Raw genomic sequence first — 18063 nt, 5'->3', positions numbered from 1 at the left:
TTGAACTTCTCCCTCTCCCCGTTCTTACGGGGAGAGGGGTGGGGTGAGGGGCTATCTCCGCGAACGAGCGCGCGGAGAGTCCCCCTCACCCGAATTCAAGCTGGCGCTTGAATTCGACCTCTCCCCGCAGGCGGGGCGAGGCGAGGTGAACGGAAACTCCAACGCGGACCGCCCATGGCCTTCTACGTCGTCCAGTTCCTGACCGGTCTTGCCAGCGCGGCGTCGCTGTTCCTGGTCGCTTCGGGTCTGTCGATCATCTTCGGCGTGACGCGGATCGTGAATTTCGCGCATGGCGCGTTCTACATGCTCGGCGCCTATGTCGCCTTTACCCTGACCGAGCGCTTTTCCGGTGCGCTCGGCTTCTGGGGCGGCATCGTCGTTGCCGCGCTGGCCGTGGCCGCGATCGGCGTGCTGGTCGAGATGGTGCTGCTGCGCCGGATCTATCATTCGCCGGAGCTGTTCCAGTTGCTCGCCACCTTCGGCCTGACGCTGATGGTCGAGGACCTCGTGGTGCTGATCTGGGGGCCGGACGATCTGGTCGGCCGCCGCGCGCCCGGCTTCAAGGGCGCGATCGATTTCTTCGGCCAGAATATTCCGAGCTATGACCTGTTCCTGATCGTGCTCGGGCCGGTCGTGCTCGGCGTGCTCTGGCTGTTGTTCCAGCGCACCCGCTGGGGTGTGCTGGTGCGCGCGGCGACGCAGGACCGCGACATGGTCGCGGCGCTCGGCGTCAATCAGAAATGGCTGTTCACCAGCGTGTTCGCGCTCGGCGTCTTCCTCGCCGCGCTCGGCGGCGCGCTGCAGATTCCGCGCGATGCGGTCAATCACGCGATGGATCTGCGCGTCATCGTCGAGGTCTTCGTCGTGGTCGTGATCGGCGGCCTCGGCAGCATCATCGGCGCCTTCGTCGCGGCGGTGCTGGTCTCGGAGCTCAACGCCTTCGGCATCCTGATCTTCCCGAAGATCTCCATCATCCTGGTGTTCCTGGTGATGGCGGTGGTGCTGATCGTCCGGCCGTGGGGGCTGTTCGGCAAGCCGGAGGCACCGGCACGGCGCACGCCGGGGCTGACCGTCAATCCGTGGCGTCCGCTGACGATGAACGAGCGGTTCGCCGCGATTGCCGTGCTGGTCCTCGCCGCCGCGCTGCCGTTCGTCGCCGGCAATTATTTGCTCACGGTCGGCTCGGAGATCGCGATCTTCGTGATCTTCGCGGTCAGCCTGCACTTCCTGATGTCGGTCGGCGGGCTCGCCTCGTTCGGCCACGCCGCCTATTTCGGCCTCGGCGCCTATGGCGTGGCGCTGCTCGCCAAGATGGCCGGCCTGCCGATGATTGCCTGCCTGCTGCTCGGGCCGCTGCTCGGGCTCCTCGGCGCCGCCGTATTCGGCTTCTTCGCGGTGCAGCTCTCCGGGGTCTATTTCGCGATGCTGACCCTGGCCTTTGCCCAGATCGTCTGGTCGATCGCGTTCCAATGGGTGTCGGTCACCGGCGGCGACAACGGCATCCTCGGGGTCTGGCCGGAGAAATGGGCGGCGAGCCCGTCGCATTTCTACTGGCTGTCGCTCGGCATCGCCGCGCTCGCGGTGGTGATCCTCCGCATCATCGTGTTCTCGCCGTTCGGCTTCGCGCTGCGCGCGACGCGCGATTCGCCGCTGCGCAGCGAAGCCATCGGCATCGACGGCAAGCGCATCCAGTGGACCGCCTTCGTCATTGCGGGCACGGTCGCTGGCCTTGCCGGCGCGCTGTTCGCCTATCTCAAGGGCAGCGTGTTCCCCGACAATATGGGCATCTCGCTGTCGGTCGATGCGCTGGTCATGGTGCTGCTCGGCGGTGTCGAGACGGTGTCGGGCGCGGTGGTCGGCGCCATCGTCTACAAGGCGCTCAACATCTGGCTGGTCAGCCAGACCGATTGGTCAAAACTCGTGCTCGGCGCGTTCGTGGTGCTGATCGTGGTCGCGTTCCCGAAGGGCATCGTCGGCACGCTGGAAGCCTTCATGCATCGCCGGCGCAAATCCTCGTCGTCGGTATCGCCCTTGCTGACCTCCCGCATCGAGAGCGCCGAATGAGCATGGTTCCCACATTGCTGTCGGTCGAGGGGCTGACCAAATCCTATGGCGGCGTGCATGCCGTGCGCGGCGTCTCCTTCGAACTGCGTGCCGGCGAGATTTTGGCGCTGATCGGGCCGAACGGCGCGGGCAAGAGCACCTGCTTCGACATGCTCAACGGCCAGAACATTCCCGACAGCGGCCGCATTCGCGTGCTGGGCGCGGAGACCACGGGCAAGAAGCCGCGCGTGATCTGGCGCATGGGCGTCGGCCGCACCTTCCAGATCGCGGCGACATTCCCCACCATGACGGTACGCGAAAACGTGCAGGTCGCGCTGGTCTCGCATGGCGGGCAATTGTTCAACCTGTGGGCCTCGACCGCCCGCCACGCCCGCGACGAGGCCGGGCGGCTGCTCGATCTGGTCGGCATGGGTGCCTATGCGGAGCGGCCCTGCGGCGAGCTCGCCTATGGCGACGTCAAGCGGCTCGAGCTTGCGATCGCGCTCGCCAACCAGCCGAAGCTGCTCTTGATGGACGAGCCAACCGCCGGCATGGCGCCGCGCGAGCGCGTCGAGCTGATGCGGCTGACGGCGCGGATCGCGCGCGAGCAGTCGATCGGCGTGCTGTTCACCGAGCACGACATGGACGTGGTGTTCGAGCATGCCGACCGCATCCTGGTGCTCAACCGCGGCAGCCTGATCGCCGAAGGCTCGCCCGAGGAAGTCCGCGGCAATGCCCAGGTGCGGGCGATCTACCTCGGCGAGGGCCTCGTCTATGACGCCCGGCACCGCGAGGGGGCATCGGCATGAAGCTGACGGTAAAGGATCTCAACAGCTTCTACGGCCCGGCGCATATCCTGTTCGACATCGCGCTCGAGGTCGGCGAAGGCGAAGTGGTTGCCCTGCTCGGGCGCAACGGCGCCGGCAAATCGACCACGTTCCGCTCCATCGTCGGCCTGGTCGAGAACCGCTCCGGCCGCGTCATGTTCGAGGGCCGGGACGTCTCGGATCTGCCGACGCACGCGATCGTGCGCGGCGGGCTCGGCTATGTCCCGGAGGAGCGGCGCATCTTCACGGATTTGACGGTCGAGGAGAATCTCGAGGTCGGCCGCCAGCCGAAGCGGGCAGGCGCGCCGCAATGGGATCGCGAAAAACTGTTCAAGCTGTTCCCGAACCTCGGCGAGATGCGCGGCAGGCCCGGCGGGCGCATGAGCGGCGGCGAGCAGCAGATGCTGACGATCGCGCGCACGCTGATGGGCAATCCGTCGCTGGTGCTGCTCGATGAGCCCTCGGAGGGCCTGTCGCCCAAGATCGTCGAGCAGATGGTCGATGCGATCCTGGCGATGAAGAAAGAGGGCGTCAGCATCGTCGTCTCCGAGCAGAATCTGCATTTCGCCCGGCTGATCTCGGATCGCGCCTACATCATCGAGCGCGGCCGGATCTGCTTCGGCGGCACCATGGCGGAACTCGATGCGCGTCCGGATATCCGCGACGCGCATCTGTCGCTGTAAAGGGCGGAGTAGACAATGGCGAGGAGTGCGGCACCGAAGCGAAACGGGAAGGCGACCAAGCCGGGATACGTGCTGGACGAGCAGATCGGCTTCATCCTGCGCCAGGTGTCGCAGCGCCACGCCGTGATCTTCGCCCGCGAGATCGGCATCAATCTGACGCCGACGCAGTGGGCAGCGCTGTCGAAGCTGTCGGAGGTCGGCGCCTGCTCGCAGAACCAGCTCGGGCGGCTGACCTCGATGGACGTTGCGACCATCAAGGGCGTGATCGATCGCCTGACCGCGCGCGGCCTGACCGAGACCTCGCCCGATCCCGACGACGGCCGCCGCCTGCTGGTGAGCCTGACGCGCGCCGGCCAGCAAATGGCCGACAAGGCCGCGCCCAATGCGCTGGTGATCTCCAGGGAAACGCTGGCGCCGCTGGACGCCAAGGAGCGCGAGACGCTGATCGCGCTGCTCGGCAGGCTGCGGTGACATTATCTATCCCCGTCACCCTGAGGAGCCGCGCGCAGCGTGGCGTCTCGAAGGGTCGACGGCCCCGACTTCTGCCGTGGGCTGTTCACCCTTCGAGGCACGCTTGCGCGTGCACCTCAGGGTGACGGGTCGCCGCTACTGCTTCGTGCGATCTCCAGCGTCTTACCTACGGGCAGGGTGCCGCGCCCGCACTACGTCGCAAGAGCAAGCGCCAGCGCGACGACACCCACCAGCACCAGGCTGAGCGCCCAAACCGTGTCCAGGTTGAACCAGCTCCGGGATACGAATTTGAGGCCGAGATAGCGGTAGACCAGCCACGCCAGGCATCCGCCGGCGGCGATCATCGCGCCGGCATGGACGATCGAGACCAGTACGGCCATCGTGAGGCTGGTGTCGATCAGGCTGTTGGCGGCCGCATGGCCTTGGTCGGCTTCAGCCTCGCGGCACAGCCCCAGATAGATTGGCACCAGCATCAGCGCCGCGCCATGCGCGATCGCCACGGCGAACGACCACAAAGCGAGTTGCGTCGGCGGTATCCGCGCCAGGGCGCGCGGATGGCGTCGGTCGATCAGCCGATAGACGCCGAACAGGATGACGAGCAGGCTCGCGCCGATCCGGATCGTGCGCTGCCATTCGACGAGCGTGATCAGCAGCGCGAACGGAAGGATCACCAGCAACATCGCCAGCAAATGACCCATCGCGAGCGGGCCAAGCGCGGTCACCAGCGCGCGCGAACTCCTCTGCATTAACCCCGCAGAAACCGCGAGCGGCCAGCCCATGCCCGGGTTGATCCCGTGGTAGAGGCCGCTCGCGATGACCGCCAGCCACAGCCAGGCCGGAGTCCAGTCGGCGGGGCTCACGTCAGGGCCTTTTCCGTTCCGATCGAATCGGAACGGGCTCTGGATTCTTGCTTTGACGCGTTTCTTTTCACGCGAACCGGTACCCACTTCGCTCGCGAACGCCCTAGACCGACGGATAGCAGAACGAGTCGGTGGAGCAGTCACCGCCATCGAGCCGGATCTGGTGCGCCCGGTAGCCGTCGGGGAAGCTGACCCAGTAGTCCTTCGCCAGCTCGAGGCCTCCGCCCGGGCTTGCGTTCGCCATCACCTCGGCGCCGGGAATGCCTTGCGGATAGAACTGGTTGTCCCAGGTCGAGTAGAGCGAATTGGTCCAGTACACCCGCTTGCCGTCGCGGCTGATCTCGACCATCTGCGGCCCGCCGGCAAAAGCCTGTCCGTTCGGATGAGGCGCACGATGAACGATGCCGCCGATGCGGACCGATCCGGCGAGCTTCGGCTTGCGCGGATCGCTGACGTCGTATTGGCGCATCTCGCCGGTGCCCCAGCAGGCGACGTAGAGAAACTTGTCATCCATCGACAAGTCGATATCGGTCACCAGCGGAGGTACGGCGCCGAAACCCTGCAGCAACGGCGGCAACTGGTCTTTCGATGCAGGCTCGGGCGGGATCGTCACCGTCTTCTCGATGTGAAACTTGCCGCCCTCGCGCCACCAGGTCCAGATCGAACCCTCGAGGTTCGTGGTATCGACCACTACGCCAACGAAGCCGTGTTCGCGAACCGGATCGTGCGCCGGACGCACCTCCAGCGCCATCTGATGATTGGCGCCGAGGTCGATGGTCTGGACATTGCGTCGGGCGCGCAGGTCCCAGAAATGCAGCCGATGGCCGTATTTGTTCGACAGCAGGTCTTCCGGCACGATGCCGTTCTCGAACTGCGGCGGCAAGGCCCACTCGCTGCTCACCATGTAGTCGCGCGGCAGATTCCACCAGAAGTCATAATGCTTGGTCTGCGGCCCACGATCGATCTCCCACCGGCCGAGCACCTCGAATGTCTCGCAGTCCATGATGAAGATGCCGGGCGGGCCGTCGGTGCCGTCCTTGCCGCTCCCGCCGAGCGTGCTGACATAGATGCCTTCCGGCCCGCAGTGGATGGTGTGCGGTCGCGAATAGCCGGTCTTCTTGAAGATTTCCTCCGGCTCGATGATCTTGTGGATCTTGGCTTGCGTCGGGTCCGGCTTGGTGTCGACGATATAGATCCGGGAGGATCGCATGCCGGGGATGATGAGATAGCGACGTTCGAGGAAGGCGTGTCCTGCCAGCGGGGACAGCGCCGACGAGCAGGCGTTCCAGCCGAAATGGTGGAACTCGTCGCCCTTGTTGGGCATCGTCACCGTATGGACGATCTTGCTGTAGGTTGGGGAGCCGGGCTTGACGTCGATCACCGCGAGTGCGTCCGGCTTCGAGAAATCCGGACTGAGCAGCACGGTGTAGGCAAAGCTCTCGGCCGGCGCTTCCATCGCGAGCTTCGGCGAGGCGTGGAACGTAGGATCTGGCCTCATCGTCATCGGCTGCCTCCTGATTGTGTGATGTGGATCGACACGGCACGGCGGCATGCAGCAGCAAGAACTTAAATCCGGATCGAAAAATGCCTCTTGCGAGTGCTGCCGGCTAAGGTTCGCTTGCGGGCAGACTACACCTCAACGGTGACAGCTGAAAACAAGGTTCGGTGACGGCGCCGGCGCGGCAAAGCCGCGCGCCGCCGGGCGCGCGATCTGGCAGCCCGCTCAAGGGGTTGAGCAACCGATCCAGCACATCAGCCTGAGAGCAATTGAATGTATGACTGACGAGTGGCACCAAACGCTCAGCGCCGTCCCGGCCTTCGCCCGGGGCGACACCGGATATGTTGCACCGCTGTTCACCCCGTCACCTCCGCGCAACGGCTTTGGTGCACGTCACTTCGCCACCACCTCCGGCACCTTGCCCGCGGGCGGCGTGTTGCGGCTGCGCTGGGTGCGGACGATGCCGTCGATGATGGTCATGCCGATGCCCGGGAGATCGCCAAGCTGAACGCTCTCCAGGATGTTCTTGCCCGGCGAATGCTGTGCCTTGTCCATCAGCACGAAATCGGCCGAGCGGCCGACCTCGATCAGACCGCAATCGAGCTCGCGCATCCGCGCGGTGTTGCCGGTCGCCAGGCAGAACGCCAGCTCGGCCGGGAGCTCGCCGAGCGAGGACAAGAGCGAGACCATCCGCAAGATGCCGAGCGGCTGCACGCCGGAGCCGGCGGGCGCGTCGGTGCCGAGGATGACGCGGTGCAAATCGCCCATCTCGCGCGCGGTGCGCAGCGTGAACAGCGCCGAGCGCTCATTGCCGTTATGCACCAGCTCGAGCCCGCGCTTGCAGCCCTCGCAGATGCAGCGGATCTGGTCGTCGGGCAGGGCGGTGTGGCCGCCATTGATATGGCCGACCACGTCGGTGTCGGCCTCCAGCACCACGTCCTTGTCGATCAGGCCGGAGCCCGGGATCGACGGGCCGCCGGTGTGGATCGTGCTCTGAATGCCGTATTTGCGCGCCCAGCCGACCATTTTGCGCGCGGTCGGTCCGTCCTTGACGCCGCCGAGCCCGACCTCGCCGAGCAGCTTGACGCCGGCGGCGGCCATCTCCTTGAAGTCGTCCTCCACCATCTCGCATTCGATCACGGGCGCGCCGGCATGCACCTTCACGCCGCCCGGACGCAGCGTCCAGAACGCGCGTTGCGCGAAGATCGCCATCGCCTTCAGCCCGACGACGTCGCGCGGCCGCCCGGGCATGTGCACTTCGCCGGCGGAGATCATGGTGGTGACGCCGCCATGCAGATAGCTGTCGATCCAGTTGATCTGGTTCTGCCGCGGCGTCCAGTCGCCGGCGACGGGGTGGACGTGGCTGTCGATCAGGCCGGGCGCGACCGTCGTGCCATTGGCATCGACGATGGTGGTGGCGCCTTCGGTGTCGACATCCTTGAGGCGGCCGATCGCAGTGATCTTGCCGTTCTCGGCGACGATGGTGTCGGCATCCAGGATCGGCTTTTCCAGGGCCCCCGACAGCAATAGCCCGATATTGCGGATCACCAGCTTGCTCGGACCGGTCGCCTGGGGTGCATCGTGCGCCATGGTTTTTCCTTTAGGTTCAACGCCTTCGCCGGCCATTGTGCCCGTGGCTTGACGGCCGGATCAAGCTGGATTATTCATTTGTATACGAACGATCGTGTACAAATGATTTTGCCGCCAATCCGGCCCGCGCGTCAAGGAAACTGACGATGAGCAATTTCAACCAGGAAAGCGTCCTCAGCGTTCACCACTGGACCGACACGCTGTTCTCCTTCAAGACCACGCGCAACCCGTCGTTCCGCTTCCGCAACGGCGAGTTCACCATGATTGGGCTCAAGGTCGGCGAGAAGCCGCTGCTGCGGGCCTACAGCGTCGCCAGCGCGAATTACGAGGACACGCTGGAGTTCTTCTCGATCAAGGTTCCGGACGGCCCGCTGACCTCACGCCTCCAGCACCTCAAGGAAGGCGACGAGATCATCGTCAGCCGCAAGGCGACCGGCACGCTGGTCATCGACAACCTCGAGGATGGTCGCAACCTCTATCTGGTCGGCACCGGCACCGGCCTCGCGCCGTTCCTCAGCGTGATCAAGGATCCCGAGACCTACGACCGGTTCGAGAAGGTCGTGCTGCTGCACGGCTGCCGCCGCGTCAAGGAGCTCGCCTATGGCGAGATGATCACCGAGAAGCTGCCGCAGGACGAACTGATCGGCGAATTGGTACGCGACCAGCTGATCTACTACCCGACCGTGACGCGCGATCCGTTCCATAACCGCGGCCGCATCACCGACCTCATCACCTCGGGCAAGCTGTTCACCGACATCGGCCTGCCGGCGCTCGATGCCGCGCATGACCGCGTCATGATCTGCGGCTCGCCGGCGCTGGTCGCCGACACCCGCACGCTGCTGAACGGCCGCGGCTTCGTCGAAGGCAATCACGGCGAATCCGCGCAATTCGTGGTCGAGAAGGCGTTCGCCGAGCGCTGAAGCCCGCACATTTCGCCGTCATTGCAAGCGAAGCGAAGCAATCCATTGCTACCCAGCGCGCGGAGGGATGAATTGCTTCGTCGCTCCGCTCCTCGCAATGACGCGGATGGAGCTGTGTAGTCAAGGCCTGACCGCCGGCGTCTCGACCGGCATGCCACGCGCCCGCGTCATCAGATAGAGCTCGAGCTCGACCAGCTCGGGCGAGCCGTAATCATAAGCCTGCGCGCGGATACCGGTGATGCAGGCGCGCAGCCGCCGCTGCAACGATCCGAGCGCCTGCCATTCCAGCCGGTACAGCGGATAGCCGGTCGGCTGCCCTTGCGTGATCGCGCTGCCCGCGAGCTTCTTGTCCCAGTTATCATCGTGGCAGTTGGTGCAGCCGAGATTGAGCTGGCCCTGCCGCTGCATGAACAGCGCGTGGCCCTGTTCGACGAACGGCGCGAGCTCCGGATCGTCGTCGGCCACAATCGGCATGCCGCGCGATTGCCGTGCGACATAGGCGGTCAGCGCCAGCAGCTCGCGGCTTTCATAGGCGAAAGGCGAGGCCTGCTGGTGATTGCTCTGGCAGAGGTTGATCCGTCCCTCGAGGTCGACCGGCTTGCCTAGCGCCTTGTCGAAGGCCGGATAGTGCGCCGCGACGCCATTCATGCTGACGCGGGCGTCGTTGTGGCAGTCGGCGCAGGCCTTGTTTGCGGTACCGGCCTTGCGCGTCCACAAGGCCTCGCCGTCGAGCACGGACAGCATGCCGGGATTGGCGGTGTCCTCGTCCTGCATCGCCTTGCTGTCGGCGCTCATGAAGCTGTAGCCGGAGCGGCGTTCGGATCGCGGGATCTCGGTCGCGAGCGCGGCGCCCGCCATCGCCGTCAGCAGCGCGATGCAGACCGCAATCCTCATTCGACCGTGATCGAAGCCTGCGCGGTCTCCGAAAACCCTTTGTCGCCGATCCATTCGAATTCGAACTTGCCGCTCTCGGTCACCGTGGTGAAGAAGGTGATGAACGGATTGGCCGCGATCGCAGGATAAAGATCGGCGCGGAACACTTCCTTGCCGTTGAAGCGGCAAGTGAAGCTCGTGATGATGTCGCGCGACACCACGCTGCCCGAGGCCGTGTGGCGGTAGCCGGTCTCCATGATGTGCGACATCAGCGTCTTGATCTCGATGACGCTGCCGCGCTTGGCCTTGGCCGGGACATTGATCAGGGCCGACGGCATCAGATCGCCTCCTCGGTGCAGGCAGCGAGCGTCACCACGACGTCGGCGGTTGCAGACCAGAACGTGTCGTCGGACAGCCGCGCGATGGCGGTGACCTTCTGGCTGTCAGCGAGGCGGATGCGGGTTGACACCTGGGCGCGCCCGGCGCGCGGCCCGAGATGGAAATTGCCGATGTTCGGCTGCGGGTTCTTCTCGTTGAAGACGTGGATGCTCTTCACATACTCGTCCGCCGTCATCGGGCTGGTGACGCTGACCGTCATCGGCACCGTGTTGCCGTTCTCGACCAGCGGCGGAATGTCGAGCTTGACCTTGCCGGTGTGCACATCGGCCTCGCCGACGACATTGCGGATCGCGGCCGACAGCATCGCCGGCGTCGCGTCCACGGGGCGCACGATCACCAGCGCGGCGGCGCCGCCAGTCAGGCTCAGAAACGTCCGGCGTGTGGTGTGGTCCGAATTCGCCATCGATTGATTGGTCCTAGTTCCGCAGTGTCGTCAAGTAAGCCACGAGATCCTCGATCTGCTCCGCCGACAGGATCGGCTTGCCGCGCCAAGAGGTGCCGACCCGCACGAGCCCTTCGACCCGATAGTAGGACGGCATGATCGTCGCCGCGTTGAGATGCGACGCATCGACCAGGCGGAGCCGCAACTGTCCTTCCGACCAGCGGCTGCCGCTTCCGGCAAGGTTCGGCGCGAGGTCGCCCTGGAACGCCTGCTCGGGAAATGGGCCGCTGTGACAGAGGATGCAAGTGGAGGAACGCTCGACGATCAGGGCGCGGCCGCGCGCCACATCGCCCCTGGTTCCCGTCAGCGAGGCCGGAATCGCATCGCCCACGACGGTGTAATTCCGCAGCTCCTCGGCGCCGACGGGCCAGCAGGCCGCGAACAGTCCCGCGGCGAGAAGCATTGTGAGGGCGAGCCTAGCCAAAGGCATCTCCCGTGATCCTCTTGAACCAGTCGAGCGCCTGATCGGCCTCGCGCTGGCGCAGTTCGCGCGGCGCATCGACCGGGCTCGTGGTGACCTCCGCTTCGGCGTACTGATCTTCCTTCGGCTGATAGATGCCCTTCAGCGAGAAGGCGTAGCCCGGCGCGACCGTGTTGTAGCAGGCACCATCCAGCCGCGGCGTCTCCGGCGCCTTGCCGGCAAGCGCGCTCACGATCGCGGCCGCGCAGGCGCGGCCTTGCGCTGCCGCCGCGGAGGCGGATTTCGGGATGCCGCCGGCGATCGCGGCATCACCGATGACGTGGATGTTGGGCACGAGCTTTGAAGCAAATGTGACGGGATCGATCGGGCACCAGCCGGTGTGGTCGGCGGCGCCGGCGATGTCAGCGATGCGGCCGGCCCTTTGCGGCGGGATCACATTGGCGACCGCGGCGGTGTAGTTGCCGAAGTCGGTGACGATCTCGTTGGTCGCCGGATCGACCGACGTCACCCGTCCGCCCTGCGACAGCGCGATCCGTTCGATCATGCCGGGATAGAGCTCCGTCCAGGCCTTCTCGAACAGCTTCTGCTGCGAGTAATTGTCCTTGGCGTCGAGCACCAGGATCTTCGACTTCGGCTTGTTCGCCTTCAGATAATGCGCGATCAGGCTGGCGCGCTCGTAAGGCGCGGGCGGACAGCGCAGCGGCGCAGCCGGCACCGCGATCACGACGAGGCCGCCATCGTCCATGGCTTCAAGCTGCTTGCGCAACAGCATGGTTTGCTCGCCGGCCTTCCAGGCGTGCGGCATCTTCTCGGCCGCTGCCTCGTCATAGCCGGAGAGGGCGTCGAAGCGCATGTCGATGCCGGGGGCCAGCACCAGCCGGTCATAGGACAGCGTTGTCCCATCAGCGAGCGCGATGCTGCGCGCCTGCGCGTCGACCTTCGTCGCCGCCTGTGCGGCAATCGTGATGCCGTCGGCCCCAACCTTGTCATAGGTGAATTGCTGCGCGGCAAGCTCGCGCAGACCTGCAATCACCTCGTTGCTGAAGGGGCAGGCGGTGAAAGTCCTGTTCGGCTCGATCAGCGTAACCTGAAGCTTGGTGTCGAGCCGCCGCAGCGCCCGCGCGCAGGCCGCGCCGCCGAAGCCGCCGCCGATCACCGCGATGCGCGGCGCCGCCTGCGCCAACGCCGGACGCGCCAAGGCGGCCGCTGCGACGGCAGCGGCGCCACGGATCACATCCCTGCGCGTCTGATGACGCGTGACGGCCATGCACGAGAATCCGAAAAAAGGAGGCGGCGGCCGGTCGGGGCCGCCGCTTCCGGTTTGATCAGGCGAAGCTGATGTTCTGGTTGCGCAGCGGGAAGCTGCGGATGCGCTTTCCCGTCGCGGCGAAATAGGCGTTGAGCACCGCCGGCGCCGCAACGCCGATGGTCGGCTCGCCGACGCCGCCCCAGAATCCGCCGCTCGGCACCATCACCGATTCCACCTTCGGCATCTCGTTGATGCGCATCGAGTTGTAGGTGTCGAAATTGGTCTGCTCGATGCGGCCGTCCTTCACGGTGCAGCCGCCGTAGAACAGCGCGCTGAGGCCGTAGACGAAGGAGCCCGCGATCTGCCGCTCGACTTGCGCCGGGTTGACGACATAGCCGGGATCGGTGGAGGCGACGATGCGATGCACCTTGATCTTGCTGCCGTCGGTCACCGAGATCTCGGCGGCGCCGGCAACATAGCTGCCATAGCCCATTACCTGCGCGATGCCGCGATAGACGCCCTGCGGCGCCGGCGTGCCCCAGCCGATCTTCTCGGCCACGGCGTTGAGCACGGCGAGATGCTTGGGGTGCTTGCCCATCAGCTTGCGGCGGAATTCGAGCGGGTCCTGCCCGACCGCCAGCGCCAGCTCGTCCATGAAGCATTCCATGTAGATCGCGTTGTGATTGACGTTGACGCCGCGCCAGAAGCCCGGTGGAACGTGCGGGTTGCGCATCGAATGCTCGACCAGCAGGTTAGGCACCGAATAGCCGATCGCGGCCTCGCCGGCTTGCGCGACGCCCTGGAACGCGGCGGGGTCCATGCCGTTCTGCAGCGCTTCCGGGCGCACCGAGAACAGGATGGATTGACCCGACAGCCGGTAGTGCAGCGCGACCAGGTTGTTGTCGGCATCGAACGCACCGGTCAGCTTGCACTGCGTGATCGGGTGATACTTGCCGTGCTGCATGTCCTCTTCGCGCGACCACAGCAGCTTGATCGGCGTGCCCGGCATCTGCTTGGCGATCGCCACCGCCTGCCGCACATAGTCGGTCATGCCGCGCCGGCCGAAGCCGCCGCCGAGCATCAGCTTGTGCACGTCGACCTTCTCCGCCGGCACGCCGGAGGCCTCCAGCGCCGCCGCGAACGCCGCCTCGCCATTCTGCGTGCCGCACCAGACCTCGCATTTGTCAGGCGTGTAGAGCACGGTGGCGTTCATCGGCTCCATCGTGGCGTGGTTCTGGTAGGGATAGCTGTAGATCGCCTCGACCTTCTTGGCAGCGCCGGCGATCGCCGCCTTGGCGTCGCCATTCTGGTTGCCAATGTAGGCCGGCTGCGCATTGTCGAGACCTTCGGCGAGCCACGTCGCGATCGTCTCGCTGGAGACCTTGGCGTTGGGGCCTTCGTCCCAGACAATCGGCAACGCATCCAGCGCGGTCTTGGCGTGCCACCAGGTGTCGGCGACGACGGCAACGGCGCTGTCGCCGACCTGCACCACCTTCTTGACGCCCTTCATGCCAGCGACCTTGGCCTCGTCAAAGCTCTTCACCTTGCCGCCGAACACCGGGCAATCCTTGATCGCGGCGTTCAGCATGCCCGGCAGCTTGACGTCGATGCCGTAGACCATCTTGCCGGTGGTCTTGTCGACGGTGTCGAGCCGCTTCAGGCCCTTGCCGGCGATGGTCCAGTCCTTCGGGTCCTTCAGCTTGACGTCGGCCGGCGGCTCGAGCTTGGCCGCGGCTTCCGCGACCTTGCCGTAGGTCGTCGTCTTGCCCGAGGGCGTGTGGGTGATGACGCTGTTGACGGCCTTGCATTCCGAGGCCGGCACCTTCCACTCGTTGGCTGCCGCCTGGATCAGCATAACGCGCGCGGTGGCGCCGCCCTTGCGGACATAATCCTGCGAGGTGCGGATGCCGCGGCTGCCACCGGTCGAGAAGTCGCCCCAGGCGCGCTTGCGGGCGACGCTCTGGCCGGGCGTCGGATATTCTGTCGTGACCTTCGACCAGTCGCATTCCAGTTCTTCGGCGACGAGCTGGGCGAGGCCGGTGAGCGTGCCCTGGCCCATTTCGGAGCGGGCGATGCGGATCACCACGGTGTCGTCGGGCCGGATCACGACCCAGGCGTTGACTTCAGGCGCGCCGTCGGCCGCGCGCACCACGGCGGGGCCGCCGAACGGCAGGTCGAGGCCGAGCGCGAGGCCGGCGCCGGCGGTTGCGGTGCCGATCACAAAGGCGCGGCGATTCAGTTTTGGCATGACGTGCTGGTTCATCGCTGCGTCCTTATGCGTTCGCGGCAGCATGGATCGCCTCGCGCACCTGCTGGAAGGTGCCGCAGCGGCAGATATTGGTGATGGCGTCGTTGATGTCGTCGTCGGTCGGCTTCGGATTGTCCTTCAAGAGCGCCGCGACGGCCATGATCATGCCGCTCTGGCAATAGCCGCATTGCGGCACGTCGCTGGCGATCCAGGCGAGCTGCACCTTGTGCATCACGCCGCCCGCCGCGAGACCCTCGATCGTGGTGATTTCCTTGCCGGCCGCTTCGCTCACCGTGACGCCGCAGGAGCGCATCGCGACGCCGTCGATATGCACGGTGCAGGCGCCGCATTGGGCGATGCCGCAGCCGTATTTGGTCCCCGTCAGTCCGACGTTCTCTCTGATAGCCCACAACAGTGGCGTATCGTCCTCGACGTCTACAGTGATTGTCTTGCCGTTAATTTTGAGGTTTGCCATCGCGATCCCCTGAATGGTCCGATCCTCCGACCGGACTGCAGCGCGATGTTGGCCTTGAAACTGGAACGGTTCAAATCAAGAAAATGCGCTCGCAGCGCGAAAGAAAGTTGATGCTGTGGTGTTTGGCCGCGGACTGTGCGCGCCGCATACCTGTCATGACTTTTGCGGTGAAGCGACCGCCAAACGCAGGAAGCTCATGACGCTGCCGAGCGCGGCGAATCCGGCACCCAGCGCCAGCGCCACGGTGGCGCCCTCGCGGTCGGCCAGCGCGAAGCAGAGCGCGGCGAGGGCGGCGCCGCTGGTCTGCCCGGTCAGCCGCGCGGTCGCGACGATGCCGCTGGCGCTGCCGCTGCGATGCGACGGCGCGCTCGACATGATCGCCTTCATGTTCGGGGTCTGGAAGAAACCGAAGCCGATGCCGCAGATCATCGTGCGCCAGACGATGTTGGCGACGCTGGGCTCGGTCGGCAGGGTCGCGAGCAGCACCATGCCAAGTCCGAGCAGCAGCATGCCGATGCCGCCGAGGATGCCGGCCGGATAGCGGTCCGACAGCCGGCCGCCGATCGGCGCCATGAAGGCGACCACCAGCGGCCAGGGCGTCATGAAGAAGCCGGTCTCGACCTGCGAGCGGTGCAATATGTCCTCGAAGTAGAACGGCAGCGATACGAAGGCGAGGCCCTGCACAGCGAATGAGCAGACGGCGGTCGCGGCCGACAGCGCGAAGATCGGCCGCCGGAACAGGTCGATCGGCAGCATCGGCGCCGGATGGTCGGCATGCCGCCGGGTCAGGATCCATCCGAACAGGACGGCGCCGACAAGCTCGGCGATGACAAGCGCCGGCGCGGCCTTGTGCGCGGCGCTGCCGATGCCGATGATGAAGAGGCCGAGACAGGCGCAGGCCAGCGCCGCGCCGGCGAAATCGAAGGCGTGGGTGGCGCGCGGCGTCGTCGGCAGCGTCTTCATGCCGATCAGCAACGCGACGACGCCGAACGGAATATTGACGGCGAACAGCCAGGGCCATGGGCCGAGCGCGAGGATTCCGGAGGCGATGGTCGGCCCCAGCGTGAAGGCGGTCGCGACCACGAGCGCATTGTGGCCGAAGCCGCGGCCGTGCATCCGGCTCGGATAGACGAAGCGCACCAGCGCTGTGTTGACGCTCATCAGGCCGCTGGCGCCGAGCCCCTGCAAGGTGCGCGCAACCAGCAGACTCGGCAGCGACCACGCCAGGGCACAGCCGAGTGACGCCAATGTGAACAGCAGCAGGCCGCCGAGATAGATTCGCTGGTGGCCGACGATCTCGCCGAGCGCGCCGAGCGGCAGCAGCGTCGCGACCAGCGCGATCTGATAGACGTTGACGACCCAGACCACTTCCGCAGGGCTGACATGCAGATCGCTCGCAATCGCCGGCAGCGCGATATTGGCGATCGCGGTATCGAGCGAGGCCATCGCCAGCGCCGTGAAGATCGCGGCCACCGCCCAGCGGCGGCGTTCCCAAGGCAACCCATCGGTGATCGGCGCCGTTGCCGCGGTGGTCGGGGTCTTCTCGAGCATGCCTGAAATGTCTCCGCGACCGCCATGTACTACGCCGGCATCCCGTTCCCCAGCCGCGCCATTGCATGATGCGTATGCGAAGCGGCCTTGCCGGAAGCGTCAGAAGTCCCGCCGCGGACCGAACAGATATCCTTCGATGGCGCGCAGCACCCGGCGGCTGGCCGCAGCCTGCGAGAGGTCGTTTTGAAGCGCGTGGTCGACCATGGCGCGGCTGATCACGATCAGATCCTCGATGGCGTCATCGTCGACTGACCTTGCGATCTCACGACGATGCCGCGCCAGCAGGGCGGCGACCAGTTCCTTCAATTCGCCGGTCGCTGACGTGCCCAATGACGCCGGGCGCAGGCGATCCTCCTCGGCCTCCAGAATGCGATTGAGCCCGGCGCGCTCGGCATGCGCCTCGAGCTGGGCCCGAACGATCAGGCTGAGCGATACCGTCAGGCTCTTGCCCTCGGATGCCGCGACCGCATCCCGCACTTTCGCCAGCAGCGCGTCCTCGAACCTCGTGATCAAAGCCAGCGTCAGCGCGTCCTTGTTCGGGAAGTACTGGTACACCGAGCCGACGCTGATCCCGCCGCGCTCGGCGACCGCATTGGTGTTGTAGCCCTCGAGCCCGCCCGCTTCCAAAACGCGAGCCGCCGCTTCCAGAATCACCGCCACGGTTTCCCGCGAACGCTGCTGAAGCGGCTGTTTCCGGGCCTTGATGCGCCGCTTCGCCGGCATGAGGGGCATCTCCCAAAACGCGAGTTGTGGAATATGAGCAATTACTCACATTATGGCCGTGAAAGGAGAACCGATCAATGGTGACACTGCAAACGACCTCGTCCCCCGTGCTTCCCGAACACGAGGACGATCCGCACAGGTTTCATATCTTCGTCATGGTCAAGACCACGCGGCACTGGCTCGATCTGAAGACCGAGCAGCGTCTCGCCTTCCTGCATGAGGAGGTCATTCCCTTGCTCCGGCGTCGCCCGGAGCTGAAGGTGCGCTGGTTCGAGCCGGAGGCCTTCTCGACCAGGGCGACCGACGTCATGATCTGCGAGACCGATGACCTCTCGGCCTGGGCGTGGTTCTGCGACCACCTGCGCGAGACGAGGTTCTGGGACCACTATTTCGAAGTGCTCGACATCATGCCGGCGCTCGAAGGCAATTACCTTGCCTAGAATGCCGACGCCGGCCCGGACTGTTCCGGGCCGGCGTCACGGCAGCCTGTAGCGACGCAACTGCGTCCCATCCACATCTGTCATCGCCCGGCTCGATGTTCAGCCCGGACAGATCACTGACGGGTGTTCGGAGACATAGCTGACACATCAACATTGGCTGGATTGGTCCGATTCGGGAGGCCGTCCATGCCTTGGAGTGAGGTGTCAGTGATGGATCACCCGCTTTCGCTTGCGCGGGTGATGACACCGAGTGGCTGTTTTGGCATCTCGAATTCCGCCCCACCCGCATCGTCGTCCCGGCGCAGGCTGGGACCCATAACCACCGATGCTGCTTGTTGGGCGTGCTGGAA

General features: G+C 65.7%; 18 protein-coding genes. 6 read left to right on the top strand and 12 right to left on the bottom strand.

Annotated elements, in window-relative coordinates:
- The first annotated feature begins 174 nt into the window (after positions 1-174).
- The 4 genes from ACVWZM_RS06230 to ACVWZM_RS06215 are packed head-to-tail and all read left to right on the top strand — an operon-like array spanning position 175 to position 4024.
- Positions 175-2064, top strand: a complete 1890-nt coding sequence (locus ACVWZM_RS06230) for an ABC transporter permease (RefSeq protein WP_057017557.1) — start codon at positions 175-177, stop codon at positions 2062-2064.
- Positions 2061-2852: an ABC transporter ATP-binding protein gene (locus ACVWZM_RS06225; RefSeq protein WP_016842451.1), complete on the top strand. Its 792-nt coding sequence runs from the start codon at positions 2061-2063 to the stop codon at positions 2850-2852. The genes ACVWZM_RS06230 and ACVWZM_RS06225 overlap by 4 nt, the downstream gene beginning before the upstream one ends.
- Positions 2849-3553 (top strand): ABC transporter ATP-binding protein, encoded by a 705-nt coding sequence (locus ACVWZM_RS06220; protein ID WP_038383941.1) that lies wholly within the window; start codon positions 2849-2851, stop codon positions 3551-3553. The genes ACVWZM_RS06225 and ACVWZM_RS06220 overlap by 4 nt, the downstream gene beginning before the upstream one ends.
- Before the next feature lie 15 nt (positions 3554-3568).
- Positions 3569-4024 carry a MarR family winged helix-turn-helix transcriptional regulator gene (locus ACVWZM_RS06215; RefSeq protein WP_057017555.1) on the top strand — a complete coding sequence of 152 codons (456 nt, stop codon included), beginning with the start codon at positions 3569-3571 and terminating at the stop codon, positions 4022-4024.
- Positions 4025-4215: 191 nt separating this feature from the next.
- On the opposite strand, the gene ACVWZM_RS06210 is transcribed toward ACVWZM_RS06215, so the two are convergent.
- From ACVWZM_RS06210 to ACVWZM_RS06200, 3 genes are all read right to left on the bottom strand, one after another.
- Entirely contained in the window at positions 4216-4884 is a 669-nt protein-coding gene (locus ACVWZM_RS06210) for a hypothetical protein (protein ID WP_168857885.1), read from the bottom strand.
- A 103-nt stretch (positions 4885-4987) separates the two neighbouring features.
- Entirely contained in the window at positions 4988-6388 is a 1401-nt protein-coding gene (locus ACVWZM_RS06205; protein WP_168857886.1) for a selenium-binding protein SBP56-related protein, read from the bottom strand.
- 387 nt (positions 6389-6775) lie between these two features.
- On the bottom strand, positions 6776-7972 hold the full coding sequence (locus tag ACVWZM_RS06200) for an amidohydrolase family protein (RefSeq protein ID WP_076827077.1): 1197 nt from the start codon (positions 7970-7972) through the stop codon (positions 6776-6778).
- Positions 7973-8118: 146 nt separating this feature from the next.
- Here ACVWZM_RS06200 and ACVWZM_RS06195 point away from each other — a divergent pair, with 146 nt between their 5' ends.
- Positions 8119-8892 (top strand): ferredoxin--NADP reductase, encoded by a 774-nt coding sequence (locus tag ACVWZM_RS06195; RefSeq protein WP_168857887.1) that lies wholly within the window; start codon positions 8119-8121, stop codon positions 8890-8892.
- A 120-nt stretch (positions 8893-9012) separates the two neighbouring features.
- On the opposite strand, the gene soxA is transcribed toward ACVWZM_RS06195, so the two are convergent.
- The 9 genes from soxA to ACVWZM_RS06150 form a co-directional block, all read right to left on the bottom strand.
- On the bottom strand, positions 9013-9786 hold the full coding sequence (soxA, locus tag ACVWZM_RS06190) for a sulfur oxidation c-type cytochrome SoxA (RefSeq protein WP_168857888.1): 774 nt from the start codon (positions 9784-9786) through the stop codon (positions 9013-9015).
- Positions 9783-10103, bottom strand: a complete 321-nt coding sequence (gene soxZ / locus ACVWZM_RS06185; RefSeq protein ID WP_168857889.1) for a thiosulfate oxidation carrier complex protein SoxZ — start codon at positions 10101-10103, stop codon at positions 9783-9785. The genes soxA and soxZ overlap by 4 nt, the downstream gene beginning before the upstream one ends.
- Complete coding sequence (locus tag ACVWZM_RS06180) at positions 10103-10567, bottom strand: SoxY-related AACIE arm protein (RefSeq protein ID WP_076827069.1); 465 nt, start codon at positions 10565-10567, stop codon at positions 10103-10105. Before ACVWZM_RS06180 ends, soxZ begins: the two co-directional genes overlap by 1 nt.
- 13 nt (positions 10568-10580) lie before the next feature.
- A complete protein-coding gene (gene soxX, locus ACVWZM_RS06175; RefSeq protein WP_168857914.1) occupies positions 10581-11009 on the bottom strand; it encodes a sulfur oxidation c-type cytochrome SoxX in 429 nt (142 codons plus the stop codon).
- Positions 11010-11022: 13 nt separating this feature from the next.
- The gene (locus ACVWZM_RS06170) at positions 11023-12294 is read right to left on the bottom strand and encodes an NAD(P)/FAD-dependent oxidoreductase (RefSeq protein ID WP_253587485.1); all 1272 of its coding nucleotides are present in this window, start codon (positions 12292-12294) and stop codon (positions 11023-11025) included.
- A 58-nt stretch (positions 12295-12352) separates the two neighbouring features.
- Positions 12353-14539 carry a xanthine dehydrogenase family protein molybdopterin-binding subunit gene (locus tag ACVWZM_RS06165; protein WP_168857891.1) on the bottom strand — a complete coding sequence of 729 codons (2187 nt, stop codon included), beginning with the start codon at positions 14537-14539 and terminating at the stop codon, positions 12353-12355.
- A 10-nt stretch (positions 14540-14549) separates the two neighbouring features.
- Positions 14550-14999 carry a (2Fe-2S)-binding protein gene (locus tag ACVWZM_RS06160; RefSeq protein ID WP_016846497.1) on the bottom strand — a complete coding sequence of 150 codons (450 nt, stop codon included), beginning with the start codon at positions 14997-14999 and terminating at the stop codon, positions 14550-14552.
- A gap of 153 nt (positions 15000-15152) precedes the next feature.
- Positions 15153-16550: an MFS transporter gene (locus ACVWZM_RS06155; protein WP_168857892.1), complete on the bottom strand. Its 1398-nt coding sequence runs from the start codon at positions 16548-16550 to the stop codon at positions 15153-15155.
- A 99-nt stretch (positions 16551-16649) separates the two neighbouring features.
- Positions 16650-17273: a TetR/AcrR family transcriptional regulator gene (locus ACVWZM_RS06150; RefSeq protein WP_210262874.1), complete on the bottom strand. Its 624-nt coding sequence runs from the start codon at positions 17271-17273 to the stop codon at positions 16650-16652.
- Between the two features lie 77 nt (positions 17274-17350).
- Here ACVWZM_RS06150 and ACVWZM_RS06145 point away from each other — a divergent pair, with 77 nt between their 5' ends.
- Positions 17351-17713, top strand: coding sequence for a darcynin family protein (locus tag ACVWZM_RS06145; RefSeq protein ID WP_016846500.1), 363 nt, complete (start codon positions 17351-17353; stop codon positions 17711-17713).
- Positions 17714-18063 lie beyond the last annotated feature (350 nt).

The sequence above is a fragment of the Bradyrhizobium sp. USDA 4501 genome, assembly GCF_054062115.1.
Note: the sequence above shows the minus strand (reverse complement) of the source record. Positions and strands in the feature narration are given on the sequence as shown.

Excerpts from the sequence above, each read along its gene's own strand:
- ACVWZM_RS06230 (WP_057017557.1), top strand. The coding sequence starts at position 175 with ATGGCCTTCTACGTCGTCCAGTTCCTGACCGGTCTTGCCAGCGCGGCG.
- ACVWZM_RS06225 (WP_016842451.1), top strand. The coding sequence starts at position 2,061 with ATGAGCATGGTTCCCACATTGCTGTCGGTCGAGGGGCTGACCAAATCC.
- ACVWZM_RS06220 (WP_038383941.1), top strand. The coding sequence starts at position 2,849 with ATGAAGCTGACGGTAAAGGATCTCAACAGCTTCTACGGCCCGGCGCAT.
- ACVWZM_RS06215 (WP_057017555.1), top strand. The coding sequence starts at position 3,569 with ATGGCGAGGAGTGCGGCACCGAAGCGAAACGGGAAGGCGACCAAGCCG.
- ACVWZM_RS06205 (WP_168857886.1), bottom strand. The coding sequence starts at position 6,388 with ATGACGATGAGGCCAGATCCTACGTTCCACGCCTCGCCGAAGCTCGCG.
- ACVWZM_RS06200 (WP_076827077.1), bottom strand. The coding sequence starts at position 7,972 with ATGGCGCACGATGCACCCCAGGCGACCGGTCCGAGCAAGCTGGTGATC.
- ACVWZM_RS06195 (WP_168857887.1), top strand. The coding sequence starts at position 8,119 with ATGAGCAATTTCAACCAGGAAAGCGTCCTCAGCGTTCACCACTGGACC.
- soxA (WP_168857888.1), bottom strand. The coding sequence starts at position 9,786 with ATGAGGATTGCGGTCTGCATCGCGCTGCTGACGGCGATGGCGGGCGCC.
- soxZ (WP_168857889.1), bottom strand. The coding sequence starts at position 10,103 with ATGCCGTCGGCCCTGATCAATGTCCCGGCCAAGGCCAAGCGCGGCAGC.
- ACVWZM_RS06180 (WP_076827069.1), bottom strand. The coding sequence starts at position 10,567 with ATGGCGAATTCGGACCACACCACACGCCGGACGTTTCTGAGCCTGACT.
- soxX (WP_168857914.1), bottom strand. The coding sequence starts at position 11,009 with ATGCTTCTCGCCGCGGGACTGTTCGCGGCCTGCTGGCCCGTCGGCGCC.
- ACVWZM_RS06170 (WP_253587485.1), bottom strand. The coding sequence starts at position 12,294 with ATGGCCGTCACGCGTCATCAGACGCGCAGGGATGTGATCCGTGGCGCC.
- ACVWZM_RS06165 (WP_168857891.1), bottom strand. The coding sequence starts at position 14,539 with ATGAACCAGCACGTCATGCCAAAACTGAATCGCCGCGCCTTTGTGATC.
- ACVWZM_RS06160 (WP_016846497.1), bottom strand. The coding sequence starts at position 14,999 with ATGGCAAACCTCAAAATTAACGGCAAGACAATCACTGTAGACGTCGAG.
- ACVWZM_RS06155 (WP_168857892.1), bottom strand. The coding sequence starts at position 16,550 with ATGCTCGAGAAGACCCCGACCACCGCGGCAACGGCGCCGATCACCGAT.
- ACVWZM_RS06150 (WP_210262874.1), bottom strand. The coding sequence starts at position 17,273 with ATGCCGGCGAAGCGGCGCATCAAGGCCCGGAAACAGCCGCTTCAGCAG.
- ACVWZM_RS06145 (WP_016846500.1), top strand. The coding sequence starts at position 17,351 with ATGGTGACACTGCAAACGACCTCGTCCCCCGTGCTTCCCGAACACGAG.